The 25,222-nt window shown below is 59.8% G+C and carries 23 protein-coding genes; 5 read left to right on the top strand and 18 right to left on the bottom strand.

The window, feature by feature from the left end; all coding sequences use genetic code 11:
• Nucleotides 1-537: 537 nt before the first annotated feature.
• Complete coding sequence (locus BMY54_RS21005; RefSeq protein WP_093436655.1) at nt 538-3,606, bottom strand: efflux RND transporter permease subunit; 3,069 nt, start codon at nt 3,604-3,606, stop codon at nt 538-540.
• 6 nt (nt 3,607-3,612) lie between these two features.
• Nucleotides 3,613-4,713 (bottom strand): efflux RND transporter periplasmic adaptor subunit, encoded by a 1,101-nt coding sequence (locus tag BMY54_RS21010; RefSeq protein ID WP_093436658.1) that lies wholly within the window; start codon nt 4,711-4,713, stop codon nt 3,613-3,615.
• A 94-nt stretch (nt 4,714-4,807) separates the two neighbouring features.
• Between BMY54_RS21010 and BMY54_RS21015 the strand changes: the two genes are divergently transcribed.
• Nucleotides 4,808-5,443, top strand: coding sequence for a TetR/AcrR family transcriptional regulator (locus tag BMY54_RS21015; protein ID WP_093436662.1), 636 nt, complete (start codon nt 4,808-4,810; stop codon nt 5,441-5,443).
• A gap of 105 nt (nt 5,444-5,548) precedes the next feature.
• On the opposite strand, the gene BMY54_RS21020 is transcribed toward BMY54_RS21015, so the two are convergent.
• Nucleotides 5,549-6,331, bottom strand: a complete 783-nt coding sequence (locus tag BMY54_RS21020) for a class I SAM-dependent methyltransferase (protein WP_093437040.1) — start codon at nt 6,329-6,331, stop codon at nt 5,549-5,551.
• Nucleotides 6,332-6,423: 92 nt separating this feature from the next.
• On the opposite strand from BMY54_RS21020, the gene BMY54_RS21025 reads away from it, so the two are divergent.
• Nucleotides 6,424-7,044, top strand: a complete 621-nt coding sequence (locus tag BMY54_RS21025) for an energy transducer TonB (RefSeq protein ID WP_093436665.1) — start codon at nt 6,424-6,426, stop codon at nt 7,042-7,044.
• Between the two features lie 3 nt (nt 7,045-7,047).
• Here the strand turns inward: BMY54_RS21025 and BMY54_RS21030 are convergent, their stop codons facing one another.
• From BMY54_RS21030 to ppc, 7 genes are all read right to left on the bottom strand, one after another.
• A complete protein-coding gene (locus BMY54_RS21030) occupies nt 7,048-7,740 on the bottom strand; it encodes an extensin-like domain-containing protein (protein ID WP_093436668.1) in 693 nt (230 codons plus the stop codon).
• 2 nt (nt 7,741-7,742) lie between these two features.
• Nucleotides 7,743-8,564: an isocitrate lyase/PEP mutase family protein gene (locus BMY54_RS21035; RefSeq protein ID WP_093436671.1), complete on the bottom strand. Its 822-nt coding sequence runs from the start codon at nt 8,562-8,564 to the stop codon at nt 7,743-7,745.
• Between the two features lie 31 nt (nt 8,565-8,595).
• Nucleotides 8,596-9,456, bottom strand: coding sequence for a DUF72 domain-containing protein (locus BMY54_RS21040; protein ID WP_093436674.1), 861 nt, complete (start codon nt 9,454-9,456; stop codon nt 8,596-8,598).
• A complete protein-coding gene (locus tag BMY54_RS21045) occupies nt 9,456-9,767 on the bottom strand; it encodes a hypothetical protein (RefSeq protein WP_093436677.1) in 312 nt (103 codons plus the stop codon). The genes BMY54_RS21040 and BMY54_RS21045 overlap by 1 nt, the downstream gene beginning before the upstream one ends.
• A 256-nt stretch (nt 9,768-10,023) precedes the next feature.
• Nucleotides 10,024-10,698 carry a tRNA (adenosine(37)-N6)-threonylcarbamoyltransferase complex dimerization subunit type 1 TsaB gene (tsaB, locus tag BMY54_RS21050; RefSeq protein WP_093436680.1) on the bottom strand — a complete coding sequence of 225 codons (675 nt, stop codon included), beginning with the start codon at nt 10,696-10,698 and terminating at the stop codon, nt 10,024-10,026.
• 93 nt (nt 10,699-10,791) lie between these two features.
• Nucleotides 10,792-11,439 (bottom strand): adenylate kinase, encoded by a 648-nt coding sequence (gene adk, locus BMY54_RS21055; RefSeq protein ID WP_093436683.1) that lies wholly within the window; start codon nt 11,437-11,439, stop codon nt 10,792-10,794.
• 299 nt (nt 11,440-11,738) lie between these two features.
• A complete protein-coding gene (ppc, locus tag BMY54_RS21065; protein WP_093436690.1) occupies nt 11,739-14,369 on the bottom strand; it encodes a phosphoenolpyruvate carboxylase in 2,631 nt (876 codons plus the stop codon).
• Between the two features lie 213 nt (nt 14,370-14,582).
• On the opposite strand from ppc, the gene BMY54_RS21070 reads away from it, so the two are divergent.
• From BMY54_RS21070 to BMY54_RS21080, 3 genes are all read left to right on the top strand, one after another.
• Nucleotides 14,583-14,927, top strand: a complete 345-nt coding sequence (locus BMY54_RS21070; protein ID WP_093436693.1) for a pilin assembly protein — start codon at nt 14,583-14,585, stop codon at nt 14,925-14,927.
• A gap of 375 nt (nt 14,928-15,302) precedes the next feature.
• On the top strand, nt 15,303-15,707 hold the full coding sequence (locus BMY54_RS21075; RefSeq protein ID WP_093436697.1) for a DUF4398 domain-containing protein: 405 nt from the start codon (nt 15,303-15,305) through the stop codon (nt 15,705-15,707).
• Nucleotides 15,708-15,762: 55 nt separating this feature from the next.
• Nucleotides 15,763-16,551, top strand: a complete 789-nt coding sequence (locus BMY54_RS21080; protein ID WP_007908901.1) for a lipotoxin F family OmpA-related lipoprotein LptF — start codon at nt 15,763-15,765, stop codon at nt 16,549-16,551.
• 250 nt (nt 16,552-16,801) lie between these two features.
• Here the strand turns inward: BMY54_RS21080 and BMY54_RS21085 are convergent, their stop codons facing one another.
• The 8 genes from BMY54_RS21085 to BMY54_RS21125 form a co-directional block, all read right to left on the bottom strand.
• Entirely contained in the window at nt 16,802-17,131 is a 330-nt protein-coding gene (locus tag BMY54_RS21085; protein WP_034154859.1) for a PA3694 family proteiin, read from the bottom strand.
• On the bottom strand, nt 17,128-18,033 hold the full coding sequence (locus tag BMY54_RS21090) for an alpha/beta hydrolase (RefSeq protein ID WP_093436700.1): 906 nt from the start codon (nt 18,031-18,033) through the stop codon (nt 17,128-17,130). Before BMY54_RS21090 ends, BMY54_RS21085 begins: the two co-directional genes overlap by 4 nt.
• Nucleotides 18,034-18,192: 159 nt before the next feature.
• A complete protein-coding gene (locus BMY54_RS21095) occupies nt 18,193-19,443 on the bottom strand; it encodes a flavohemoglobin expression-modulating QEGLA motif protein (protein ID WP_175559644.1) in 1,251 nt (416 codons plus the stop codon).
• Between the two features lie 60 nt (nt 19,444-19,503).
• Nucleotides 19,504-20,058 carry a hypothetical protein gene (locus BMY54_RS21100; RefSeq protein WP_093436706.1) on the bottom strand — a complete coding sequence of 185 codons (555 nt, stop codon included), beginning with the start codon at nt 20,056-20,058 and terminating at the stop codon, nt 19,504-19,506.
• 155 nt (nt 20,059-20,213) lie between these two features.
• A complete protein-coding gene (locus BMY54_RS21105; RefSeq protein ID WP_034154855.1) occupies nt 20,214-20,927 on the bottom strand; it encodes a TetR/AcrR family transcriptional regulator in 714 nt (237 codons plus the stop codon).
• Nucleotides 20,928-21,031: 104 nt separating this feature from the next.
• Nucleotides 21,032-22,534 carry a lysine--tRNA ligase gene (gene lysS, locus BMY54_RS21110; RefSeq protein ID WP_038357812.1) on the bottom strand — a complete coding sequence of 501 codons (1,503 nt, stop codon included), beginning with the start codon at nt 22,532-22,534 and terminating at the stop codon, nt 21,032-21,034.
• A 114-nt stretch (nt 22,535-22,648) separates the two neighbouring features.
• Nucleotides 22,649-23,744, bottom strand: a protein-coding gene (prfB, locus tag BMY54_RS21115) for a peptide chain release factor 2 (RefSeq protein ID WP_099758102.1) whose coding sequence is annotated in 2 segments (ribosomal slippage) — nt 22,649-23,671 and nt 23,673-23,744 — 1,095 coding nt in all. Because the reading frame shifts where the segments join, the coding sequence is not laid out codon by codon here.
• 442 nt (nt 23,745-24,186) lie between these two features.
• A complete protein-coding gene (locus tag BMY54_RS21125; RefSeq protein WP_093436712.1) occupies nt 24,187-25,188 on the bottom strand; it encodes a response regulator in 1,002 nt (333 codons plus the stop codon).
• Between the last annotated feature and the right edge of the window lie 34 nt (nt 25,189-25,222).

Below are 25,222 nucleotides of genomic sequence, written 5' to 3' on the forward strand. Positions count from 1 at the left end.
TTGGATTGCGTACATCTGCAAAAAACAGGTCGGCTGTCAGGCCGCCTTCGCGAGCAAGCTCGCTCCTACAGTTGGATTGCGTACATCTGCAAAAACAGGTCGGCTATCAGGCCGCCTTCGCGAGCAAGCTCGCTCTCACAGAAAAGCGAGAGCAGATCGCTTCTGCTCCTCACCACTCAACAGGATGAGCGTTAGCTCGGCTGCAGCTTTTGATCTTAAGGCCCGTCGGCAGGCTGAGTGGAGGGATTGATCCGGGGGTGGGAGCGCAGCGACCGTTCGACGAAGTCGAACACATCGAGAGGAGGTGCAGCGAAGCAAACCGTAGGCGATGCGCCCGGATCAATCCCGGAGCGAAGGAACCCCGAGCCCCAGCGAGCGGGCCGAACGTCAGGGCAAAGACCTTTGGTTCCTTTGGGGCGTTTGCCAAAGGGACTCGCTGTAAGAGCGAAACCGCCAGCGGCAGCACCCGCAGAAACGGATATACACCCAACCCCCCAAGAACATGGTCGGCCCAAAGGCCGCCACGTCACAAAAGAATCAAGCGCCCTTACGCACCCGGAACCAAGCCGCATACAACGCCGGCAAAAACAAAAGCGTCAGCGCAGTCGCAACAATCAACCCACCCATGATCGCCACCGCCATCGGCCCAAAAAACACACTACGTGACAACGGAATCATCGCCAGCACCGCCGCCAGCGCCGTCAACACAATCGGCCTGAAGCGTCGAACCGTAGCCTCGATAATCGCCTGCCAAGGCTTAAGCCCCGAAGCAATGTCCTGCTCGATCTGATCCACCAGAATCACCGAATTGCGCATGATCATCCCGGACAACGCAATCGTCCCCAGCATCGCCACAAACCCGAACGGCTGACGGAACACCATCAAAAACAACGTCACCCCGATCAACCCCAGCGGCGCCGTCAAAAACACCATCACCGTGCGCGAAAAACTGCGCAACTGCACCATCAGCAAGGTCAGCACCACCACGATGAACATCGGCACCCCGGCATTCACCGACTTCTGCCCACGCTCGGAATCCTCCACCGTACCGCCGACATCCAGCAGATAACCATCGGGCAACTCGGCGCGAATCGAATCCAGCGTCGGCATGATCTGCTTCACCAATGTCGCCGGCTGCTCCTTGCCATAAATATCCGCACGCACGGTCACGTTCGGCAGACGATTGCGATGCCAGATAATCCCTTCCTCAAAGCCATATTCCAGCGTGGCAATCTGCGACAACGCCACACTGCGGCCGTTATCCGTCGGCACCGCCAGACTCGGCAACAAGGACAATTCAGTGCGTTCATGCACCGTGCCGCGCAGCAGAATCTCGATCAATTCGTTGTCTTCGCGATACTGACTGACACTCGACCCGGTCAACGAACTCTGCAGGAATTTCGCCAGATTGGCCGTGCTTACACCCAATGCTCGCGCGCGATCCTGATCGATGTTCAGGTACACGACCTTGCTCGGTTCTTCCCAATCCAGATGCACATTGACCACATGCGGATTCTCGCGAACCTTGGCCGCGACCTTGCGCGCCAACGCCCGGACTTCTTCGATATGTTCACCGGTGACGCGGAACTGCACCGGATAACCAACCGGAGGACCGTTCTCCAGACGCGTCACCCGCGAACGCAGGGCCGGGAATTGCTCGTTAAGCGTCTCGATCAACCAACTGCGCAGCGCTTCACGTTCCTCAATGGTTTTCGCCAACACCACAAACTGCGCAAAACTGGCCGCCGGCAACTGTTGATCCAAAGGCAGATAAAAGCGCGGCGATCCGGTGCCGACATACGCCACATAATTATCAATACCGGCGTGATCCTTGAGCATCGCCTCCAGACGTTTCACCTCACCGGTGGTATTGGCCAGCGACGCGCCTTCGGCCAGCTTCAGATCGACCATCAACTCCAGTCGATTGGAAGCCGGGAAAAACTGCTGCGGGACGAAACGGAACAACATCACCGAGGCGATAAACAGCCCCACCGTCAGCACGATCACGGTCTTGCGGTGCGCCACGCACCACTCCACCAAGCGCCGAACGCGCTGATAAAACGGCGTGCCGTACGGATCAGCCTGACCATCGGCGGTACCATGTTTGGCCGCATGAATTTTCGCCAGATCCGGCAGGAGTTTTTCCCCCAGATACGGCACGAACATCACCGCCGCCACCCAGGACGCGAGCAAGGCGATGGTCACCACCTGGAAGATCGAACGGGTGTATTCGCCAGTGCCGGATTGCGCCGTGGCAATCGGCAGAAACCCGGCGGCGGTGATCAACGTACCGGTGAGCATAGGGAACGCGGTACTGGTCCAGGCATAACTCGCCGCGCGGATGCGATCAAAGCCCTGCTCCATTTTGATCGCCATCATTTCCACGGCGATGATCGCGTCATCCACCAGCAAGCCCAGCGCCAGCACCAACGCACCAAGGGAGATCTTGTGCAGGCCGATGCCGAGGTAATACATGCAGGCGAAGGTCATCGCCAGCACCAGTGGAATGGTCAGTGCCACGACCATGCCGGTGCGCACGCCGAGGGAGAAGAAGCTCACCAGCAAGACAATCGCCAGCGCCTCGACCAGCACCTGGACGAACTCGCCGACTCCGGTTTTCACCGCCGCCGGCTGATCGGAAACCTTGCGCAATTGCATGCCGGCCGGAAGGTTTTTCTGGATGCGCGAGAACTCGCCTTCCAGCGCTTTACCCAGCACCAGAATGTCGCCGCCATCCTTCATCGCCACCGCGAGACCAATCGCATCTTCGCCCATGAAGCGCATGCGCGGCGCCGGTGGATCGTTGAACCCGCGACGCACATCGGCGACATCGGAGATGCGGAACGTACGATCGCCGACGCGGATCGGGAAGTTCTTTATCTCCTCGACCGTCTGAAAATTCCCCGAGACCCGTAGCTGCAAGCGCTCGCTACCGGTTTCAAAGAACCCGGCGGTCGACACCGCGTTCTGTTCTTGCAGCGCTTGTTGCACTGCTGCCAGCGGCAAGCCAAGGGTCGCCAGTTTGACGTTGGACAGTTCGACCCAGATTTTCTCGTCCTGCAAACCGAGCAAGTCGACCTTGCCGACATCCTTGACCCGTTGCAGCTGGATCTGGATGCGGTCGGCGTAATCCTTGAGCACCGCGTAATCGAAACCGTCCCCGGTCAGCGCATAGATATTGCCGAACGTGGTGCCGAACTCATCGTTGAAAAACGGCCCCTGAATATCCGGCGGCAAGGTCTGGCGAATATCACTGACCTTCTTGCGCACCTGATACCAGAGGTCGGGGATTTGCTTGGAATGCATCGAGTCGCGGGCAATGAACGTGACCTGCGATTCGCCGGGGCGCGAGAACGACACGATGCGCTCGTACTCACCGGTTTCCATCAGTTTCTTTTCAATACGCTCGGTGACCTGCCGCGAGACTTCCTGCGCGGTCGCCCCCGGCCAACGGGTTTGAATCACCATGGCTTTGAACGTGAACGGCGGGTCTTCACTCTGGCCGAGTTTGGTGTAGGACAACGCACCGACGATGGCCAGCAAAAGCATCAGGAACAGTACGATCTGGCGATTACGCAGCGCCCATTCGGAAAGGTTGAAGCGCATCGGGGCTTACTCCTTGTTCGCCAGATTGACCACGCGATTGGAGCGATCCACCGGACGCACCTGCTGCCCTTCGAGCAACACATGCACGCCAGCAGCCACCACCCAGTCACTGGCGTTCAAGCCTTCGAGCACCGGCACGGTTTTCTCGCCGAACGGGCCGATGCGCACCGGGGTTTTCTTCAAGGTGTTGTTGGCGCTGACGACCCAGACGTAGGTCACACCGTTTTCGGCGGTGAGTGCCGAGAGCGGCACCGAGAGGGAAACGCTATCGGCCGATTGCACAAACACCCGGGCGCTCTGCCCCAGTTCGGCCGGGACTTTGCCGCTGACGAAAGAAATGCGCGCAGCGAAAGTGCGCGAGCGTGGATCGGCGGCGGGCGACAATTCGCGGATTTGCCCGGCGAAGCGCTGGTTCTGCTGTGTCCACAGTTCGACGGTCACAGGCTGGCCAACCTTGAAGCGCCCGAAGCTCTGCTCCGGCAGGCTGATCAGTACTTCGCGCTCGCCATCAGTGGCAAGAGTGAAAACAGTCTGTCCGGCGGCAACCACTTGGCCGACTTCCACCGAGCGTTTAGCCACCACGCCATCCTGCGGCGCGCGCAGCACCGCGTAACTGGCCTGATTGGTCGACACGTTGAATTCGGCTTTGATCTGTTTAAGGCGGGCTTCACCGGAGCGGTAAAGGTTTTCGGCGTTGTCGTAGGCCGAGCGGCTGACCATCTGCCGATCCATCAGGGTCTTGTAGCGATCACGTTCGGCGCGGACCAGATTGAGATTGGCTTCGGCGGCAGCCACCTGGGCGCGAGTGGCTTCCAGTTGCAGGCGCACGTCCTGCGGATCGAGTTCGGCGAGTGGCTGATCAGCCTTCACGCGCTGACCTTCATCGACCAGTCGTCGGCTGACTTTGCCGCCAATGCGGAATGCCAGATCCGGTTCGTAGCGGGCGCGCACCTCGCCCGGATAACTTTCCATCGCCTGTGCCGAAGGCTCTGGCTGCACCACCATGGCTGGTCGCACGGCGACTTGCGTCGCCTCTTCCTGACCGCATGCTGACAAAAGGAACGCCAGACTCACTGGCAACGCGAGGGACAACGCATGGCGGAACATGGTGACGGACCTTTCGCTAATGGTGCTTGGAATAATTATACTGGCGGGTATGTTATTAATAGCAAACTCACCAGTCCAGTATTAAAAGCGAAGAATGTCGAACAATCTTTCAGCTCCAAACGGCCCGGGCCGCCCCAAGGATCTGGCCAAGCGCCAAGCGATCCTCGACGCGGCGAAAATTCTGTTTCTGAGTCATGGCTACGCCAACACCAGCATGGACGCGGTCGCCAGCGAGGCCGGCGTGTCGAAGTTGACGGTCTACAGCCATTTCAACGACAAGGAGACGCTGTTCTCCGCCGCCGTGGTGGCCAAATGCGAGGAGCAATTACCGCCGCTGTTCTTCGAATTGCCCGAAGGCATCGCCGTCGAAAATGTGTTGCTGAACATTGCGCGAGGCTTTCATCACCTGATCAACAGCGATGAATCGGTGAATCTGCACCGTTTGATCATGGCGCTCGGCAGTCAGGATCCGAAGCTGTCGCTGATCTTCTTCGAGGCGGGTCCGCAACGCATGGTGCAGGGCATGGAACGGCTGTTGACGCGCATCCACGAGACCGGCGCGCTGAGCATCGATCTGCCGCGCAATGCTGCTGAGCATTTCTTCTGCCTGATCAAGGGCGCGGGGAATTTTCGTTTGTTGTATGGCTGTGGTGAACCGTTGAGCGAAGAGGCTTCGGAGAGCCATGTGCAGGAAGTGGTGGGGTTGTTTATGCGTGCTTACAGGTCCTGACTTTTAAGGTGTCTGAGGGGACGCCTTCGCGAGCAAGCTCGCTCCCACATTGGAATGCATTTCAAATGTGGGAGCGAGCTTGCTCGCGAATGGGGGCAACTCGGTTTAAGGCTTGAGCGCTTTCTTCGGGTAGATATCGTATCGACTGGACTTGCCATCCAGCGCATGACTCGGCTTCGGCCCCGCAATGCACGGCGCCTTGCGCGGTCGCTTGACCACCACCCGGTGCGTCGCCAACGCCAACGCGGCTTCGAGCAACGCCGGGGCATCCGGATCATCGCCCACCAACGGCCGGAACAGACGCATTTCCTTTTTCACCAGCGCGGTCTTCTCACGGTGCGGAAACATCGGGTCGAGGTAGATCACCTGCGGCGCCTCACCCTCCCAGTTCTGCATGACCTCGATGGAGTTGCCCTTGAGCAATTTCATCCGCGCCACAATCGGCGCCACGTCGAAATCTTCCGCCGCGCGCGCCAGACCATCCTCCAGCAAGGCGCCGATCAGCGGCTGGCGTTCGATCAGGCTCATCTCGCAACCGAGGCTGGCCAGCACGAACGCATCCTTGCCCAATCCCGCCGTGGCATCCAGCACCCGCGGGCGCACGCCCTGAGCGATGCCGACAGCCTTGGCGATCATCTGCCCGCTGCCGCCGCCGTATAGCCGACGATGCGCCGCGCCACCCTCAACAAAGTCGACCCGCACCGGCCCCGGTGCGTCCGGGCCGAGCTGTTGCAACTGCAAACCCTGGTCGCCGACCTGCAAGGCGAACTCGCCGTCCGCCACTGCAAGCGGCAGACCGAGGCGTTCGGCCCACTGCTCGGCTTGCGCTTCAAACGTCGGGCCGAGGGCCTGGACATGGATGCGGCAGGCCGCGGGTTGCTCGATCATGGAAAACACGCTCAAAAATTCAAGGATCGGCAAAAACCGCCGATAATTCATTCAACGCGCATTTTGCCAGAGCTGAGCGTCAACCGAAAAAAATGTCAGGCATTCTTCCCACATCGATTGGCTACATCTCGCCCCATGGCGACTTTAGCCGTCACAACACTCAAGCACTGAGCGGCGTCAGTCACCTGTGGCAGGATTTCTTTGCCCAAGCGATGGCCGAACAGACGAGTGAAGTGGTGCCTGCCTGCGGTACATTTCCGCCGGTTGACCTGAGCAGCCCGGAAGAACCGACCATCGGCAGCGAGCTGCACGCGCACATCGTCAGCCAGCGCGAGTGCGATGTGGTGGAAACCGAAGTGCGTCCGCCAGAGCCGCTGTTCCTGCCAATCGCCGAATTCGAAATGGAACTGCTGGACAAGCCGTTCCCGCCATTCCCGCCAGAAGAACTGCAAGCTCAGCAGGCGCAGCAGGATTTCGACAGCAGTTGGGTTCGCCCGGTGGTGATCAACAATGGTCAGCCCGTTCCAGAGCCTGGCCCGGCCCCGCAGAAGAAGCCGCTGTACTTGCCGATTGCCGAGTTCGATCTGGATCTGCTGCAGAAGCCTTACCCGCCGTTCCCGCCGGAAGAAATCGTCGAGCAACAGAAAGCACTGGATTTTGATAACGGTTGGGCGCGCCCGATCGTTCTGCAGAACCTGCGCCTCGCCGCCTAAGCCTCAGCGACACACGCTCCAGCGTCCGACATCGACATGAAAGTGATTGCGGTGGGCGGTGTTGTAATCCGGACCCAAAAACACACTGAACGCCTCGCAGGCGCCATCGCGCACCTGACGCAGAAATTGTGCGTCTTGATTTTGCTTCGGCCAGTCCTTGAGCACGCTGATGCTGCGGCCGTCGGCGAGACGAAACCCGGCGATGTCCAGCGCATCGGCACTGGCATGGCGGCTGAGCGCGCCGCTTTCGCGATTGTAGATATTGCGACAGGCGAAGCTGCCGAGGTGATCAAGGCGTGCGACCTTCTGCCCGTACACGGATTGTGCAGCAGGTTGCAGCGTGTGCTGTTCAAACATCGCGTAGGCCACCGCCAGCGGACAACTGGCGAGGAAACTGCTGCTCAGCGCCACCTCACCGCCCTGTACGCGCAAGGCACCGATCAGCGGGCACTTGGCGTCCGGGCTATCGGCTTGTCGCGTGACCCGCAGATCAGAGCTGTTCAACGCCTGGGCACAGAGTTCAGGATCACTGCGCAAACGCATCAGCTTGTAGCCGGTCAGCCAGTTGGGCGCGGTTTTTACGTCCAGTGGCGCCCATGGATTCCATGACGGCGGCACGTCCAGCCAACCGCGCCACACACTGATCAACGCGCCGCCAGTGATCAGCAACACGGTTAGCGCGATCCACCGCCCCATGCTCAGCCTTTGAAGAATTGATTGGCTTTGGCGTACGGCATCGACTGCGAGGTAAACCCGAAGGTGCCGGATTGCTGGATTTCTTCAGCGGCACGGAAGAATTCGCCGAACGCCGCCAACGCCAGTGCCGAACCGGTACTGATGCGCCGCACGCCCATTTCTTGCAGCTCCTGCACGGTCAGTTTCAAACCGCCGGACATCAGCACATTGACCGGTTTCGGCGCCACCGCACGCACCACTGCCAGCACTTCTTCGGCGTTGCGCAAACCTGGCGCATACAACACGTCGGCCCCTGCCTCGGCGAAGGCCTGCAGGCGGCGAATGGTGTCGTTGAGATCGGGATTACCGTGCAGGTAGTTTTCCGCCCGCGCGGTGAGGATGAAGGGAAAAGGTAGCGTGCGCACCGCAGCGACAGCGGCCTCGATGCGCGCCACAGCGTGTTCGAAGCAGTAGATTGGCGCATCCGCGCGGCCCGTGGCGTCTTCAATCGAACCACCAACAGCGCCGGCCTCGGCAGCACGCAGCAGACTCTTGGCGCATTCAGCCGGGTCATCAGCGAAACCGTTTTCCAGATCCACCGCTACCGGCAAATCGGTGGCAGCGACAATCGCGCGGACATTGGCCAAGGTCTCATCAAGGCTCAACGCGCCATCGGCCTTGCCTTGGGAAAACGCATAACCGGCACTGGTGGTCGCCAAAGCCTGATAGCCAAGACTGGCGAGCATTTTTGCCGACCCCGCATCCCACGGATTAGGAATCACGAAAATCCCCGATTGGTCATGCAGGGCTTTGAAGGCGTGGGCTTTACGGGCTTGGGCATCCATCGGCAGACTCCTGGGCAGAAAAAAATCCGCTTCAGAGCAGGCCAAGTTGCTCCGCGGCGGGTTCTCTGTATAGCGCAGGCAGCGCTGGCAGGCCAGGCAAACGTTGCATCAGTTGTGCGTGAAAACGTTGCGCCAGTTTCGCCGCCAGCAGGTTATCGGCGGTGTGCAGGAAGATGTACGGCGTGCGGCCCTCTTCGATCCACTCGGCGATTTTCGCCACCCACGGCACTAGGAACGGGTCGTTGGCTTCCAGTTCCGGATGGCCGATAAAACGCACTTGCGGGAACTGGGTGAACGCCGCCGGGCGCGTCGGCACGCGTGGCTTTTTCGATTGCGCGTGGATTACCGAAGATTCAGTCGACAAGCAACTGAACAGCGCACGCGGGTCGAGGCAGATGCGCTCAACGCCACGATCCAGCAGCAGGCGATTGAGCAGACGTTCGCTCTCGCCCTTGGCGAAGAACTGTTCATGGCGCACTTCCACCGCCAACGGGCAATCCAGCGCATCAATAAACGCCGCCAGTTCCGGCAGCCGCTGCGGCGTGAAGCTTTTCGACAGTTGCAACCACATCGGCGAGACGCGCTCACCGAGGGGTTTGAGTAATTGCAGAAATGTTTCGGCGGCGGTCAGTTGCTCGCGCAGGTCACCGCTGTGACTGATGTCGCCGGGGAATTTGGCGGTGAAGCGGAAGTGCTCGGGCATGACCTCGGCCCAACGCTGCACCGTGGCGGGCGACGGGCTGGCGTAGAAGGTCGTGTTGCCTTCAACGGCGTTGAACACTTGGGAATAGAGACCGAGGAAATCGGAGGTTTTGGCGTCTACCGGGTACAGATACTCGCGCCAGGCGTTTTCGCTCCAGGACGGACAACCGAGGTAGTAAGGCAGACCCATCAGATATACAGATCGAGGCCCAGCACGTCTGCATCCCAATCGACAAAACCGGCGGTGCTCAGGTAGCTGGCGAGGGCCATCGCTACGCTTTTGCTCATGGCGCGGTGGTAAATCATGTCTTGTTGGCGGGCGGGCAGATTGCTCAGGCGTTGCGCGGCGGCTTTGGCGGCAGCACGGGCAGCCAGTTGCTCTTCAGTCGGAAATTCCAGCTCACCGTCGATGTCATCGACGGACTCATCCACAGTCACATGGCCTTTGCGAGGCTTGCGCTTGATGGGGTAGGACTGAGAGGAAAGGCCGTCTATACGCATAATTTCATGCTCGGTATCGATGATGGCAATTTAGCGGCACTTGACCGACTTAGCAAACTGCCGAGTGATAACTAGAACACATAAAGCGCAAAAGGTTTAAAGCGAGGGATTAGAAACTGACGATTGGCGGATTCGCGGGCGACTTAATTCCCTGTGGGAGCGAGCTTGCTCGCGAAGAGTTCAGCACATTCAACATTGATATTGGCTGACCAGAAGCCTTCGCGAGCAAGCTCGCTCCCACAGGGTTCGTGACGAGTTAGCGGGCTTTCGGGGTGGCGACTTTATCGCGCAGGTAAACCGGTTGCGCATCGTCAGCCGGGATCGACTCGCCGCGCTCCCAGGCGAAGCGCGCCAGGGTCAGCAAGTCTTCGGCGTGGGGCAGCATGGCGGCATCGGAACCGGTCAGATTGACCGCGATGCGCTCGGCATAACCCCAACCGGTACCAGCACCGAACCAGTCGCCACTGGCATCGGCCGGCAGCGCCGCGACTTCCGGCGGCAACACCGCTTCGGCACCAACCAGACGCATCTCCCCCGCCGTCTCGCGGTAGCAGCCCCAATACACTTCATCCATCCGCGCATCAATGGCCGCCGCGACCTGGCTCACGCCACGCTCGCGCAACGCCCGCTGCGCCAGCACGGCCAGGTTGGAAACCGGCAATACCGGACGATCCAGCGCAAACGCCAGACCCTGCACCACACCGATGGCAATCCGCACCCCGGTGAACGCACCCGGCCCACGACCGAAAGCAATCGCATCGACCGCTTGCAACGTGGTGCCGGCGTCGGCCAGCAGTTGCTGGATCATCGGCAGCAGTTTCTGCGCGTGCAGGCGCGGGATCACCTCGTAATGGCTCGTGACCTTGCCGTCATGCAGCAAGGCAACGGAGCAAGCTTCAGTCGCGGTGTCCAGGGCCAGCAAGGTGCTCATCGATGTTTCCAAAACAGGTGTGGGAAAAAGGGCGTCAGTATAAACAACTACGGCCCGCAAGCGGGCCGTGGATGATGCAGCCGATCAGACTTTTCAGCTCAGCGCTGCCAGCACCTTGGTGGTGATTGCATCAACCGAACCAACGCCTTCGATGTGGCTGTACTTTGGCTTGCCGTTGGCAGCCGACAGCTTCTGGTAGAAATCCACCAGCGGCTTGGTCTGCGAATGGTAGACCGACAGGCGATGACGCACGGTTTCTTCGGTGTCGTCCTTGCGCTGTACCAGCTCTTCGCCGGTGATGTCGTCTTTGCCTGCGATTTTCGGCGGGTTGTAGACGATGTGGTAAACGCGGCCGCTGGCTTCGTGAACACGACGGCCGGCGATGCGTTGAACGATTTCTTCGTCTTCAACAGCGATTTCAACCACTGCATCCAGCTCAACGCCGGCAGAAACCAGAGCTTCAGCCTGCGGAATGGTGCGCGGGAAGCCGTCGAACAGGAAACCGTTGGCGCAGTCTGGCTGAGCGATGCGGTCCTGAACCAGTGCGATGATCAGGTCATCCGACACCAGGCCGCCGGCATCCATGATGCTCTTGGCTTGAACGCCCAGTGGAGTACCGGCCTTGACCGCTGCACGCAGCATGTCGCCGGTGGAAATTTGTGGAATGCCGAATTTTTCGGTGATGAACTTAGCCTGAGTACCTTTACCGGCCCCGGGAGCTCCCAGCAGAATGACGCGCATTAGATGTGCTCCTCAATTTTTTTATAAAAAGCTTTTACAAAACAAAGGATTCGCCTCTTGGGACGAATCCTGAAAATACGGGTCGTGGCCGCATAAACGGCCAAAGGCTGATCAAGATACACAGCAGGCTGCGCCCACACAAGACGCCAAAAGTCGGAGAAACCGACGCCCCCCGCGACCTCGCGACGCGGTAACCCAAGTCGCAACCCCATCATTAACTGTCGCCTCGCGGCACTTTCGCCGGTCAGGCAACGCGACAGCCAAGTCTTCGTCCGGCTACCGCGCACCCGACAAAAACCTTAGCCGGTATTTCGCAAACCAGCGGCAATCCCCGCCACAGACACCAGCAACGCCTGTTCCACCGGGCTGCCCTGCTCGACATCCTGCTGCCGCGAACGGGCCAGCAGTTCGGCCTGCAATAGATGCAGCGGGTCGAGGTAGGTGTTGCGCAGGCGGATGAATTCAAGGGTGTCAGGGCTATGTGCCAGCAGTTGCGACTGGCCAGTCAGGCCGAGCACCACCGCGCACGCCTGCGACAATAGGTCGCGTAACTGCGCGCCCAACGGCAGCAGATCAGGCTCGACCAGACGCTGATCGTAGGACAGCGCAATATCCGCATCAGCCTTGGCCAGGACCATTTCCAGCATGTCGATACGCGTACGGAAGAACGGCCATTGTTCGCGCATCTGCCCGAGCAACTCGCCCTCACCGCGCTCCAGCGCCTTGCTCAGCGCCGACTCCCACCCCAGCCACGCCGGCAGCATTAGCCGCGTTTGTGTCCAGCCGAAGATCCACGGAATCGCCCGCAGACTTTCGATCCCGCCGGCGCGGCGTTTGGCCGGACGACTGCCCAGTGGCAAGCGACCCAACTCCTGCTCTGGCGTGGACTGACGGAAGTACTCGACGAATTGCGGATTTTCCCGCACGACCTGGCGATAAGCGCTGACGCCATCGGCCGCCAACTCGTCCATCAAGTGACGCCATTCTGGTGTCGGCGGCGGCGGTGGCAGTAGCGTTGCTTCAAGCACCGCCGCCAGATACAGATTGAGGTTTTGCTCGGCGATGTCCGGCAGGCCGAATTTGAATCGAATCATTTCCCCCTGCTCGGTGGTGCGGAAACGCCCGGCCACCGAGCCCGGCGGTTGCGACAGAATCGCCGCATGCGCCGGGCCACCGCCCCGGCCCACGGTGCCGCCGCGACCGTGGAACAGCAGCAGTTCGACTTGTTGCTCGCGGCAGATTTCCACCAAGCGTTCCTGCGCGCGATATTGCGCCCACGCTGCCGCCGTGGTGCCGGCGTCCTTGGCCGAATCGGAATAGCCGATCATCACTTCCTGCGGACCTTGCAGCCGTGCGCGGTAACCCGGCAGCAGCAACAGCCGCTCCATCACCGGCCCGGCGTTGTCGAGGTCGGCGAGGGTTTCGAACAACGGCACCACGCGCATCGGCCGCAGCACGCCGGACTCTTTGAGCAGCAGTTGCACGGCGAGCACATCGGAAGCTGCACCGGCCATGGAGATCACGTAGGAACCGAGCGAAGCGCCCGGCGCCGCGGCAATTTCCTTGCAGGTGTTGAGCACTTCGGCGGTGTCAGCGGACGGTTTGAAATGCGCTGGCAGCAGTGGCCGACGATTGCTCAGTTCGCGGGTCAGAAAGGTGATGCGCTGCTCTTCGTCCCAGTCTTCGTAGCGACCGAGGCCGAGGTAATCGGTGATTTCAGTCATCGCCGAGCTATGGCGTGACGAGTCCTGGCGCACATCCAGACGCACAAGGAACAGGCCGAAGGTCACCGCCCGACGCAGACAGTCGAGCAACGGACCATCAGCGATCACGCCCATGCCGCACTCGTGCAGCGAGTTGAAGCACAGCTCCAGTGGATCGAGCAGATCGCGGTTGTTGTGCAGCACGTCTGTCGGCGCTGGCGTCGGTGCAGTCAGCGCAGCGTGTGCCCAATTGCGCGTGGCGCGCAGGCGTTCGCGCAGTTGCTTGAGCACCGCACGATACGGTTCGGCGCTGTCGCCGGCCTTGGCTTTGAGTGCATCGCTGGCCTGTTGCATCGACAATTCGGCGGCAAGATGATCGACATCACGCAGGTACAGATCGGCGGCCATCCAGCGCGCCAGCAGCAACACTTCGCGGGTCACCGCAGCGGTAACGTTGGGGTTGCCATCACGGTCGCCACCCATCCATGAGGCGAAGCGAATCGGCGCGGCTTCCAATGGCAGACGCAGGCCGGTCGCTTCATACAACGCCTTGTCGGCCTTGCGCATATGGTTGGGAATCGCCTGCCACAGTGAGTGTTCGATCACCGCGAAACCCCATTTGGCTTCATCGACTGGCGTGGGGCGCGTGCGGCGGATTTCTTCGGTGTGCCAGGCTTCTGCAATCAGCCGTTGCAGGGTGTTTTGAATCTGTTCGCGTTCGGCGCTGGTCAGGTCGCGATGATCCTGCGCGGCGAGTTGCCCGGCGATCGCGTCGTACTTCTGGATCAGCGTGCGCCGCGCCACTTCGGTCGGGTGCGCAGTAAGCACCAGCTCGATTTCCAGCCGCGCCAGTTGCCGGGCCAGCGATTCGGCGCTGTGGCCTTCACTGCGCAAACGCGCGAGCAATTCCGGCAGCACGCGGGATTCGAACGGCGCCGGCTGCGACTCCTCGCGACGATGAATCAACTGATACTGCTCGGCGATGTTCGCCAGGTTGAGAAACTGGTTGAACGCGCGCGCCACGGGGAGCAATTCGTCTTCGCTCAATTGATTGAGGCTGGCGCTCAGTTCGGCGTCCATAGAACCACGCCGATCGGCCTTGGCGCCCTTGCGGATCTGCTCGATCTTGTCGAGGAAAGCCTCGCCGTACTGATCTCGAATGGTGTTGCCCAGCAGCTCTCCGAGCAGGTGAACGTCTTCGCGCAAGCGTGCATCAATATCGGTCATCAGCAATTCCCCAGCAGTAATCCGGACGGCTTAGAAACGAGTGCATGACCTAGAGAGTGCCGCTCTACGACGCTTCTTACAAGCATCCGACCAAGGGACGTTAAACCTTGTGGGCGAAAGCTAGTCTCAACAGTAAGCCGCACAACGGCTTGCCGCCGGCCCCGGCGGACACTCACCCAGACCTGCCATGAGCAGGTGCGAAATGAGGTCATCATGAAAATTCGTGAACTCGCCCAGCATTGGGAAGAAAACGCCAAGGGTCGCCTGACCGACACTGGCTACGCGATTCATCTGGACGTTGAAGCTGCTGCGCGTCTGGCAGCGATTACCGAGATGTACCCCAAACGTCATGTCGAAGAATTGCTTGGCGAACTGATCGGCGCGGCGCTTGAAGAGTTTGAAGCGAGCCTGCCGTATGTGAAGGGTTCGACGGTGGTGGCGACCGATGAGGAAGGTGATCCGCTGTATGAAGACGTCGGGCCTACGCCGCGTTTTCTGGCCCTTTCGCGCCGGCATTTGCATGACCTCTCGGCCGCAGCAGGCAAGCAAAAACACTGACACCACACAGATCAAACTGTAGGAGTGAGCCTGCTCGCGATGGCGGATTTTCAGTCGACATTTTTGTTGTCTGATACACCGCTATCGCGAGCAGGCTCACTCCTACAAAGATCGTATTCCAGTTCAAAATCAGTGTGTTTTCGGGATCCGAAAACTCCGCGCGTACCGCTTCATCCCGCCAAAGTTCCCGCTCTAGAGCCTTGTCCATTCGATCAAAAATTATTTTGGCGATAGGCCATCTTTTCTGAACTTTTGAAAAACGCCTCCGGTCGGAACCTGTAACCACGCCTGGAACGAGCGTTTCAAAAACGCCTTTCACACGACGCTTTCGGCTCCTCGACCAGGATGGATTCAGTTGTTTTCAGGAGATGCCTAATGGAGTTGAAGACCATGAAAAACCAAACCTCGTTTACCCACCTGCGCGGTCTGAAACTGGCGGCTCTGGCCATCGGCACCAGCTTCGTACTGGCCGGTTGCGCCGGTAACCCACCGACCGAGCAATACGCCGTGACCCAGTCGGCGGTGAACAGCGCCGTCAGCGCTGGCGGTACCGAGTTCGCTGCCGTTGAGATGAAGCAAGCACAGGACAAACTGAAACAAGCCGAAATCGCCATGCACGACAAGAAGTATGACGAAGCTCGCATCCTGTCCGAGCAAGCCGAGTGGGACGCTCGCGTCGCCGAACGCAAGGCTCAGGCCGCTAAAGCCGAACAGGCTGTGAAGGATTCCCAGAAAGGTGTTCAGGAACTGCGTCAGGAAAGTCAGCGCACCGTGCAGTAAGCGCGCATCCCGACCGCAAAGCTGAATCTCTTACCGATAGAAAGGACGACAAATTATGCGTAAGCAACTGATGATCCCCGCTCTCCTCGCCGCAAGTGTTGCCTTGGCTGCCTGCTCGACTCCGCCTAACCCGAATCTGGAAAACGCGCGCACCAACTACGCCGGCCTGCAAGCCAACCCCCAGGCGAGCAAAGTCGCGGCACTGGAAACCAAAGACGCCAGCGATTACCTGGACAAGGCCGACAAGGCCTACCTGGACAAGCAAGACGCGGCCAAGGTTGACCAACTGGCTTACCTGACCAACCAGCGTGTGGAAGTGGCCAAGCAGACCATCGCCCTGCGCACTGCGGAAAATAACCTGAAGAACGCCGCCGCCCAACGTGCCCAGGCGCGTCTGGATGCTCGCGATCAGCAGATCAAACAACTGCAGGACAGCCTGAACGCCAAGCAGACCGATCGCGGTACGCTGGTGACTTTCGGTGACGTACTGTTCGCCACCGACCGTGCTGACCTGAAGTCCAGCGGTCTGGTCAACATCAACAAACTGGCGCAGTTCCTTCAGGAAAACCCGGATCGCAAAGTGATCGTCGAGGGTTACACCGACAGCACCGGGACCGCCAGCCACAACCAGTCGCTGTCCGAGCGTCGCGCAAACTCCGTGCGCACCGCACTGGTGAAAATGGGCGTTGATCCAGCGCGCATCGTCACCCAAGGCTACGGTAAGGAATACCCGGTTGCCGAGAACGGCAGCGCTTCCGGCCGTGCGATGAACCGTCGTGTGGAAGTGACCATTTCCAACGACAACCAGCCAGTGATGCCACGTTCGGCGGTCAGCTCGAACTAAGCGCCCTGCTGTAACGCAAAAGCCCCGCCTGACTGAGTCAGGCGGGGCTTTTTTGTGCGGGCTGAAATGGTGGCCCCTCACCCCAGCCCTCTCCCGAGGGAGAGGGAGCCGATTTATGGCGCTTTCAGAATTTGTGTTCGACGCGATGGATCAGGTCGGCGCAACTCGAAAGAACACCTCGGTCAGTCCCCTCTCCCTCTGGGCGGTCCGACGTTTCGGGAGGGTTAGGGTGAGGGCTGGTCCTGCAGAATCACTGCTCAAGCTTCTGCGGGGTTTCTTCGCCCATGCAGCGCACGGCTTTTTTCTGTGCGTTGATCAACACACCGGTCAGACCTTTCTGCTCGGTATCGAACAACACCAGCACCCCATCAATGCACTGCGCCACTTGCGGCGCGGGGTCCAGCGAGACTTTGTAATCCTCACCCGGAACAGTCTTGAGCATGGTGAATTCGTTGAGCAGCAACGCATCCTCGGGTTTGGCGAAGTGCAGGTAGCCGTAGTACCACAGCGCCCCGACGGTGCCGAGGATGCTGCAGATACCGGTGATGATCAGCGGGATGGCGTTACGTTCTTCAGTCATTGCGGACTCTCGTCTTCAGAATTCGGGGGTGTCGGATAATTGGGGATTTCGCCGAGGCGGCGCAGGCCGTTGAAGTGCTCGGGATCGTCGAGGTAGCGCAGCATGACCTGGCGCCACACCGGGTCGCCGAAGGTCTGCACATGGCCGCCACGGGTCAGTTGCAGCACGCGCGGCGGTGGCGCCGCTTGATACAGACGGATGCCGTTGGACAGCGGCACCAGTGGATCGTCGATACTGTGGAAGATCAGTTTCGGCACGCCGTTGAGTTGCGGCATCGAGTTGATCGCGCTGTCGCTGTCCGGCACCAGCCACGACAACGGCACCTGAAATGGCCAGGTCAGCCACGAAGTGCTGAGCGCGTATTGGCCGACGCTGCGATAGCTCGCGGGCACGCCGTCGAGCACCAGCGCTTTCAGCTGTTTTTGCCGCTCGGGATGCTGCACCAGCCAATGCACCGCCATCGAACCGCCGAGGCTTTGGCCGAGCAGGATCAGCGGCTTGCCTTTGACTTCCGGCGCCTTGTCCAGCCATGCGAACGCGGCGTCGATGTCCTGATAGATCGCCGGCAGGCTCGGTTTGCCTTCGGACAAGCCATAACCGCGATAGTCGACCAGCAGCACTTGATAGCCGTTTTTTGGCAGCCACCAGCTCCCGCCCAAATGCATAGGCAGATTGCCGCCATTGCCGTGCAGGTGCAGGACTGTGCCTTTGACCTCTACGCCGGGTTTGGCCGGCAGCCACCAAGCGTTGAGCTTCAAGCCATCCGCCGTGACCAGGGTGACGGTGCGGTATTCGAGCTTGGCTTTTTCCGGGGTGAAGATCTGGCCCGGCTCAGGGTAGAACAACAGCGAACTGCAACCGCCGAGGGTCAGGAGCAGGCAAATGATGCCGAGGATTCTCATCCGGTGAAACCTCGCAGAATTTGGTAATACGATTCGGAGAAAAACATATAACCCTGTGGGAGTGAGCTTGCTCACGAAGGCGGAGTGTCAGTCGACATATGCGCTGAGTTTCAAACCGCTTTCGCGAGCAAGCTCGCTCCCACAGGTTAAGGGTTTGGCTTAAAGGATATTGGAGTAATCCGCTTCGATCCGGTCCAGGCTCAAATGGTTGAGGAAGTTGGAGAAGCACATCCACGCCGACAACGCATTCAAATCGCGGAACTGGTCAGGCAGATACTTCGGCGGTACCACCAATCCTTCATCCACCAGTTGGCGCAAGGTACGCATGTCTTCCAGCGTGGTCTTGCCGCAGAACAACAACGGAATCTGCTCAAGCTTGCCCTTACGCACGGCCAACTGAATGTAGTTGTAAACCATGATAAAGCCCTTGAGGTAGGACAAGTCTTTGGTGAATGGCAGCCCCGTCGGCGTCGATCCACGGAAAACGCGACTGGCGTTGCCGTAACTTTCCGCCATCTCGAAGCCCTGCTCACGGAAGAATTCGAAAACCTGCAGGAAGTCCGCGCCCTCCTCGACCATATGAATGGCGCGGGTGCGGTTGGTCAGTTTGCGCAGGCGGCTCGGGTAGGAGGCGAAGGTGATGATTTCCATCAGGATCGCCAGGCCTTCCTGGGTCACCGTCGACGACGGTGGGCCTTTGGACAGGAAGGTGCAGATCGGCTGGTTCAAACCGTTGAGCGTGGTGCCCACGTGGACCAGGCCTTCGTGGACTTCCAGCGCGCGCACGTCACGGTCGTTGAACATCGCGTCGGTGCGGATCTTGATGTAGTCAGCGCCTGCCGCTGCGTCGGCAACAATGCCGTCGGACTCGAATACGCGGATGGTTTCTTCGGCCTCGCCGAACACTTTGTTCAGACGGGTTTGCAGCAGATGCACGGCGTCCTTGGCGGTGAGGATCTTCGGCTCGTCCTTCAAATCGCCACGGCCATCAATGTTGTTCAGGTAGTCGGACATCATCAGGCCGAGGTCGGCCAGGGTCGGGTCACCGGCGTGGAACGCATCAGACGCGGCGCCATACAACTCTTGGGAGATCAGACCGAAATCTTCGGTACCGCGCGCTTCGAGCATGCGCACCACCATGCGGTATTCCTTGCACATGCGCCGCATGATCTGCCCGACCGGGTTGAACTGGCCAAGCTGGCGGGTGATGTCGCGCTCGATGTTCTGGAACTCCAGCTTGACCTTGCTCGAATCGAAACTCAGCGGCCGATTGAGGTAGTAGTCGCGATCCACCGCCGGCATTTCCTTGCCTTTGGCCTTGAGGAACCCCTTGCGAATGTTCTCGTCCCACTTGACGGCGTCGAGCACACGGATCGGCGTCTGCGCCAGCACAATGCGATCGGACAACATGCGTATCGTCTGCTGGTAATCGTCCACCCGAAACTCCTGTAGAAAACCTGACGTAATGAATTATTGGGCGCGGGCCTGGCGCTGGTAGCGCACGGCTTCCACGAAGACATCGGAATTGGCCGGATCATCGAGGTAAGCAAAGACCTTATCGAGGTTACTGTCGACTTGCACGCCGTCGCCATCGTCGGTCTGGAAGGCCTGACCGTCGAGGGCTTTTTGTTTGATCGCCTGGTTGATCTGCTCGAGATCGAGGTTGTAGACCACCAGTTCGTGTTTGTCGGTGAGTTCGAAGCCGGCGATGGTGAAGTGGCCACCGTACTGCGCCGGGACTTTCGCCGACAGATACCAGCGGCTGCCATGGCGCGACACAGTGAAGGGATAGGCTTCGCGTTCGCGGGGTTTGGCCTTGAAGTACGTGACAGCCTGATAGCGGTCCTTGCCCAGGCGCGTCAACTCAAGGTTCATCGGCTCGCCCCAGGCGTTGGTGCTCGACCATTTGCCGAGCAGGCCCTTGGGCGCCGGGTCACTGGCGGTCAGCGGCTCCTTGAAGGTCACCAGACAGCCACTGAGCAGCAGGAACGACAAGGCGATCAGCACGCCACGCCAGGCTTTCATTCAATACTCCCTATGAACACAAGGCCCTTAACATCGCCACATTACCCTGTGGGAGCGAGCCTGCTCGCGAAAGCGGTGTGTCAGGCAACAGAGATGTTGAATGTCAGACCGCATTCGCGAGCAGGCTCGCTCCCACAGGGTGAAGCAACAGCGGATTACACCGACGCGAGCACCAGATGCATATAGCGCGTCAGAATGCCGAGCATGTCCTCTTCGGCCAAAGGCTCGGCGTCGTTGAGCAGGCCCTGATATTCCATCCGACCGATAATCGCCGTCAACACCTTGGCATCCTGTTGCGGTTCACGCGAGCCCAGCACCTGGAACAACTGGCAGGTGCCCTGCAACAGAATCTGCTGATGCGAACGCACCAGAATCGCCAGACGCGGATTAAGCAATGCTTCCTGACGGAACGCCTGTTCAGCCATCAAATGTTCACGACGGTTAACCAACTGACGATGCACGTAGTCAGCCATCAACCGCGCGATGTCATCAGCCAGTTGCGAGCGCGACTCCGGGCTGCCGTCGCCACTGACGACCATTTCGCGCAGCAAACCTTCGTTGTTGACCCACAGCTTGGCCATGTACGCCGCGCTGCGTTCAACGTATTGAGCGAAGGTATCGGTGAGCAGGTCGTCGATATCCTTGAAGTAATAGGTGGTCGCCGACAGCGGCACTCCGGCCTCGGCCGCCACCGCGCGGTGGCGCACGGCACGCACACCGTCACGCACGACAATGCGCATCGCCGCGTCGAGAATGTCCTGGCGACGCTGCTCACTGCCCTGTCGGCTGGCCTTGCGACCCTGGTACTGAACGCTTTCAGCGACCGCAGTGGCGATACCCGCTGCACCTTCTTGAGCTATTGCACCCATCACGACAGAACTTCCTCTGCAATTCAAAAGTAACCAATTGATACATTTGTACCAGACAGGCAATAAAAAGCCGCCTGTTTTAGGCGGCTTTTTAACTGAAACGTTTACGCTTGCGGTCGCATGTGCGGGAACAGGATCACATCGCGAATCGACGGCGAGTTGGTCAGCAACATCACCAGACGATCGATGCCGATACCTTCACCGGCCGTTGGCGGCATGCCGTACTCCAGCGCGCGCACGAAGTCGGCGTCGTAGTGCATGGCTTCGTCGTCGCCGGCGTCCTTGTCGGCCACCTGCGCCATGAAGCGCTCGGCCTGGTCTTCCGCGTCGTTCAACTCGGAGTAGGCGTTGGCGATTTCACGGCCACCGATGAACAGCTCGAAGCGGTCGGTGACGTTCGGGTTGTCGTCGTTGCGACGCGCCAGCGGCGACACTTCAAACGGGTACTGAGTGATGAAGTGCGGCTGTTCCAGCTTGTGCTCGACCAGCTCTTCGAAAATCATCACCTGCAGTTTGCCCAGACCTTCGAAGCCCAGCACCTTGGCGCCGGCCTTCTTGGCGATGGCGCGCGCCTTGTCGATGTCGTTCAGATCATCGGCGGTCAGCTCAGGGTTGTACTTGAGGATCGAGTCGAACACCGACAGGCGCACGAACGGCTCGCCGAAGTGGAACACCTTGTCGCCGTACGGCACGTCGGTGCTGCCCAGTACCAGCTGCGCCAGTTCACGGAACAGTTCTTCGGTCAGGTCCATGTTGTCTTCGTAATCGGCGTACGCCTGATAGAACTCCAACATGGTGAATTCAGGGTTGTGACGAGTCGAAACGCCTTCGTTACGGAAGTTGCGGTTGATCTCGAAGACCTTTTCAAAACCACCGACCACCAGACGCTTCAGATACAGCTCTGGCGCGATACGCAGGAACATTTCCATGTCCAGCGCGTTGTGGTGGGTTTCGAACGGCTTGGCCGCAGCGCCGCCCGGAATGGTCTGCAGCATCGGCGTTTCGACTTCGAGGAAGTCGCGCTTCATCAGGAAGCTGCGGATGTGCGCGATCACTTGCGAACGCACGCGGAAGGTCTGGCGCACGTCTTCGTTGACGATCAGGTCAACGTAGCGCTGACGGTAGCGCTGTTCGGTGTCGGTCAGGCCGTGGTGCTTGTCCGGCAGCGGACGCAGAGATTTGGTCAGCAGACGCACGCTGGTCATTTCAACGTACAGGTCGCCCTTGCCGGAACGCGCCAGGGTGCCTTCAGCGGCAATGATGTCGCCCATGTCCCAGGTTTTCACCGCGGCGAGGGTGTCTTCCGACAGGGTTTTACGGTTGACGTAGACCTGGATGCGACCGGTCATGTCCTGGATCACCATGAACGAGCCACGGTTGAGCATGATGCGACCGGCAACCTTGACCGGGATTGCAGCCTCTGCCAGCTCTTCCTTGGTCTTGTCCGCGTACTGTTTCTGCAGTGCATCGCAGTAGTTTTCGCGGCGGAAGTCGTTCGGGAAGGCGTTGCCCTTGGCGCGCTCGGCAGCCAGCTTTTCCTTGCGCAGGGCGATCAGGGAGTTTTCTTCCTGTTGCAGGGCTTGCGGGTCGAGTTGTTGGTCGCTCATGTCTTTAGATATTCCATCAGGTTCGTTGCCCCCGGGCCTTGCGGCCCGGGGATCGCCAGCAGGGCTGGCTCCTACAGGGATCGGGTTGAATCAGCCGATCCTGTAATGCGTCTTTTACAGCCCGGATTTCAGGCTGGCTTCCAGGTATTCGTCGATATCGCCGTCGAGTACCTTGTCGCAGTCGCTGCGTTCGATGTTGGTGCGCAGATCCTTGATCCGCGACGCATCGAGCACGTACGAGCGAATCTGGTGACCCCAGCCGATGTCCGACTTGGTGTCTTCCAGCGCTTGCGACGCGGCGTTGCGTTTCTGCATTTCCTGCTCGTACAACTTGGCCCGCAGCATTTTCATGGCGGTGTCCTTGTTGGCGTGCTGGGAACGTTCGTTCTGGCAGCTGACCACGGTGTTGGTCGGTACGTGAGTGATACGTACGGCCGAGTCGGTGGTGTTTACGTGCTGACCACCGGCACCGGAGGAACGATAGGTGTCGATCCGCAGGTCTGCCGGGTTGATTTCGATTTCCACCTTGTCATCGATCTCCGGCGAGACGAAAACCGCGGAGAACGAGGTGTGACGACGGTTGCCGGAGTCAAACGGGCTCTTGCGCACCAGACGGTGTACGCCGATTTCGGTACGCAGCCAGCCAAAGGCGTATTCGCCCTTGATGTGCACGGTCGCACCTTTGATACCGGCGACTTCACCGGCCGACAGTTCCATGATGGTCGCGTCGAAACCGCGTTTATCCGCCCAGCGCAGGTACATGCGCAGGAGGATGTTGGCCCAATCCTGGGCTTCGGTGCCGCCGGAACCGGCCTGGATGTCCAGGTACGCGTTGTTCGGATCCATTTCATGGCTGAACATGCGGCGGAATTCCAGCTTGGCCAGATTTTCCTCGAGACGGGCCAGCTCGGCGACGACATCGCCCACTGCGCCTTCGTCGTTTTCTTCGACGGCCATGTCCAGCAGGTCGCGGCAATCGGCCAGACCGCCGTTCAGTTCATCGAGGGTATCGACGATCTGCGCCAGCGCAGCGCGCTCGCGGCCCAGTTCCTGGGCGTATTCAGGTTTGTTCCAGACGCTCGGATCTTCAAGCTCGCGATTGACTTCGGTCAGACGCTCATGCTTTTGATCGTAGTCAAAGATACCCCCGAATAGTTTCGGAGCGCTCGGACAGGTCCTTGATGGTGTTCAGGATCGGGTTGATTTCCATGACGGGCAGCACTCGTTGGCGAACTTTTGAAAGCCGGCGAGTATAACGTAATCAGGCTGTGACGGCAGCCCGTCTGGCGGGTGTGGGGATCATTAAAGCCTTTGCCCTCACCCTAACCCTCTCCCAGAGGTAGAGGGGACTGATCAGGGGATATTCGGGAGGTACGCCGACGTGAAAGGGCTTTGCCGAATCCATAATCGCCAAGGCTTTCAGGCGGAAATTGGCGTATGGGCCTGCCCTCACCCTAGCCCTCTCCCAGAGGTAGAGGGGACTGATCGGGGGATATTCGGGAGGTACGCCGACGTGAAAGGGCTTTGCCGAATCCATGATCGCCAAGCTTGAAGATCCATAATCGACTCGGTCGATCAGGTCGATGTTCAGCGCCAGACACCCCGGTCGGCCCCCTCTCCCATTGGGAGAGGGCTGGGGTGAGGGTCAGCGTTTACTCGATCCCGACCTGATTACGCCCATTGTTCTTCGCCAGGTAAAGGCCACGATCCGCCGCCGAAATCAGCAACCGACAATCACTACCCGCCTGCGGCACCATGGTCGCCAGACCAATACTGATGGTCAGGCTCGCCCCTTCCGCCGGGGTGTTGTGCGGGATTTTCAAGGATGCCACGGTCTGGCGCAGTTTCTCCGCGACCAGCCGCGCGCCGCCCGGCGAGGTGTTCGGCAGCACCAGCACAAACTCCTCACCGCCATAACGCGCCGGCAGATCTGACGGTCGTGCGCTGGCCTCGCGGATCGCCGTAGCGACCTTGCGTAACGCTTCGTCGCCTTCAACGTGACCAAAGCTGTCGTTGTAGGACTTGAAGTAATCGACGTCGATCATCAACAGCGACAACTGACTCTGTTCCCGCAGTGAGCGGCGCCACTCCAGTTCCAGGTACTCGTCGAAGTGCCGGCGGTTGGACAGCCCGGTCAGGCCGTCGGAGTTCATCAGGCGTTGCAGCACCAGATTGGTGTCGAGCAATTGCTGCTGGCTGACGCGCAGCGCGCGGTACGCCGCGTCGCGCTGCAGCAAGGTCATGTAGGAACGCGAGTGATAGCGGATGCGCGCCACCAGCTCGATGGTATCCGGCAGTTTCACCAGGTAATCGTTGGCGCCGGCAGAGAACGCCGCGCTCTTGATCAGCGGGTCTTCCTTGGTCGACAGGACGATGATCGGAATGTCCTTGGTCGCCGGGTGATTGCGGTATTCGCGCACCAGGCTCAGGCCATCGAGGCCGGGCATCACCAGGTCCTGGAGAATCACCGTCGGTTTGATCCGCACCGCCTGGGCAATGGCCTGCTGCGGGTCGGAGCAGAAGTGGAAGTCGATGTTTTCTTGATTCGACAGCCCACGGCGCACCGCTTCGCCGATCATCGCTTGATCGTCCACCAACAACACCATGGCGGCGTTTTCGTCGGTTTTAATGTCGTCGATCTGTAAGTCATTCATGGGCGGTCACCTGAGTACTGCGGGGGCCAGGATT

The organism is Pseudomonas sp. ok266 (assembly GCF_900110195.1).
Classification (GTDB): domain Bacteria; phylum Pseudomonadota; class Gammaproteobacteria; order Pseudomonadales; family Pseudomonadaceae; genus Aquipseudomonas; species Aquipseudomonas neuropathica.

What these genes read in the sequence shown, in the direction of transcription:
- BMY54_RS21005 (WP_093436655.1), bottom strand. Translation starts at nt 3,606, where the DNA reads ATGCGCTTCAACCTTTCCGAATGGGCGCTGCGTAATCGCCAGATCGTA.
- BMY54_RS21010 (WP_093436658.1), bottom strand. Translation starts at nt 4,713, where the DNA reads ATGTTCCGCCATGCGTTGTCCCTCGCGTTGCCAGTGAGTCTGGCGTTC.
- BMY54_RS21015 (WP_093436662.1), top strand. Translation starts at nt 4,808, where the DNA reads ATGTCGAACAATCTTTCAGCTCCAAACGGCCCGGGCCGCCCCAAGGAT.
- BMY54_RS21020 (WP_093437040.1), bottom strand. Translation starts at nt 6,331, where the DNA reads ATGATCGAGCAACCCGCGGCCTGCCGCATCCATGTCCAGGCCCTCGGC.
- BMY54_RS21025 (WP_093436665.1), top strand. Translation starts at nt 6,424, where the DNA reads ATGTCAGGCATTCTTCCCACATCGATTGGCTACATCTCGCCCCATGGC.
- BMY54_RS21030 (WP_093436668.1), bottom strand. Translation starts at nt 7,740, where the DNA reads ATGGGGCGGTGGATCGCGCTAACCGTGTTGCTGATCACTGGCGGCGCG.
- BMY54_RS21035 (WP_093436671.1), bottom strand. Translation starts at nt 8,564, where the DNA reads ATGGATGCCCAAGCCCGTAAAGCCCACGCCTTCAAAGCCCTGCATGAC.
- BMY54_RS21040 (WP_093436674.1), bottom strand. Translation starts at nt 9,456, where the DNA reads ATGGGTCTGCCTTACTACCTCGGTTGTCCGTCCTGGAGCGAAAACGCC.
- BMY54_RS21045 (WP_093436677.1), bottom strand. Translation starts at nt 9,767, where the DNA reads ATGCGTATAGACGGCCTTTCCTCTCAGTCCTACCCCATCAAGCGCAAG.
- tsaB (WP_093436680.1), bottom strand. Translation starts at nt 10,698, where the DNA reads ATGAGCACCTTGCTGGCCCTGGACACCGCGACTGAAGCTTGCTCCGTT.
- adk (WP_093436683.1), bottom strand. Translation starts at nt 11,439, where the DNA reads ATGCGCGTCATTCTGCTGGGAGCTCCCGGGGCCGGTAAAGGTACTCAG.
- ppc (WP_093436690.1), bottom strand. Translation starts at nt 14,369, where the DNA reads ATGACCGATATTGATGCACGCTTGCGCGAAGACGTTCACCTGCTCGGA.
- BMY54_RS21070 (WP_093436693.1), top strand. Translation starts at nt 14,583, where the DNA reads ATGAAAATTCGTGAACTCGCCCAGCATTGGGAAGAAAACGCCAAGGGT.
- BMY54_RS21075 (WP_093436697.1), top strand. Translation starts at nt 15,303, where the DNA reads ATGGAGTTGAAGACCATGAAAAACCAAACCTCGTTTACCCACCTGCGC.
- BMY54_RS21080 (WP_007908901.1), top strand. Translation starts at nt 15,763, where the DNA reads ATGCGTAAGCAACTGATGATCCCCGCTCTCCTCGCCGCAAGTGTTGCC.
- BMY54_RS21085 (WP_034154859.1), bottom strand. Translation starts at nt 17,131, where the DNA reads ATGACTGAAGAACGTAACGCCATCCCGCTGATCATCACCGGTATCTGC.
- BMY54_RS21090 (WP_093436700.1), bottom strand. Translation starts at nt 18,033, where the DNA reads ATGAGAATCCTCGGCATCATTTGCCTGCTCCTGACCCTCGGCGGTTGC.
- BMY54_RS21095 (WP_175559644.1), bottom strand. Translation starts at nt 19,443, where the DNA reads ATGTTGTCCGATCGCATTGTGCTGGCGCAGACGCCGATCCGTGTGCTC.
- BMY54_RS21100 (WP_093436706.1), bottom strand. Translation starts at nt 20,058, where the DNA reads ATGAAAGCCTGGCGTGGCGTGCTGATCGCCTTGTCGTTCCTGCTGCTC.
- BMY54_RS21105 (WP_034154855.1), bottom strand. Translation starts at nt 20,927, where the DNA reads ATGGGTGCAATAGCTCAAGAAGGTGCAGCGGGTATCGCCACTGCGGTC.
- lysS (WP_038357812.1), bottom strand. Translation starts at nt 22,534, where the DNA reads ATGAGCGACCAACAACTCGACCCGCAAGCCCTGCAACAGGAAGAAAAC.
- BMY54_RS21125 (WP_093436712.1), bottom strand. Translation starts at nt 25,188, where the DNA reads ATGAATGACTTACAGATCGACGACATTAAAACCGACGAAAACGCCGCC.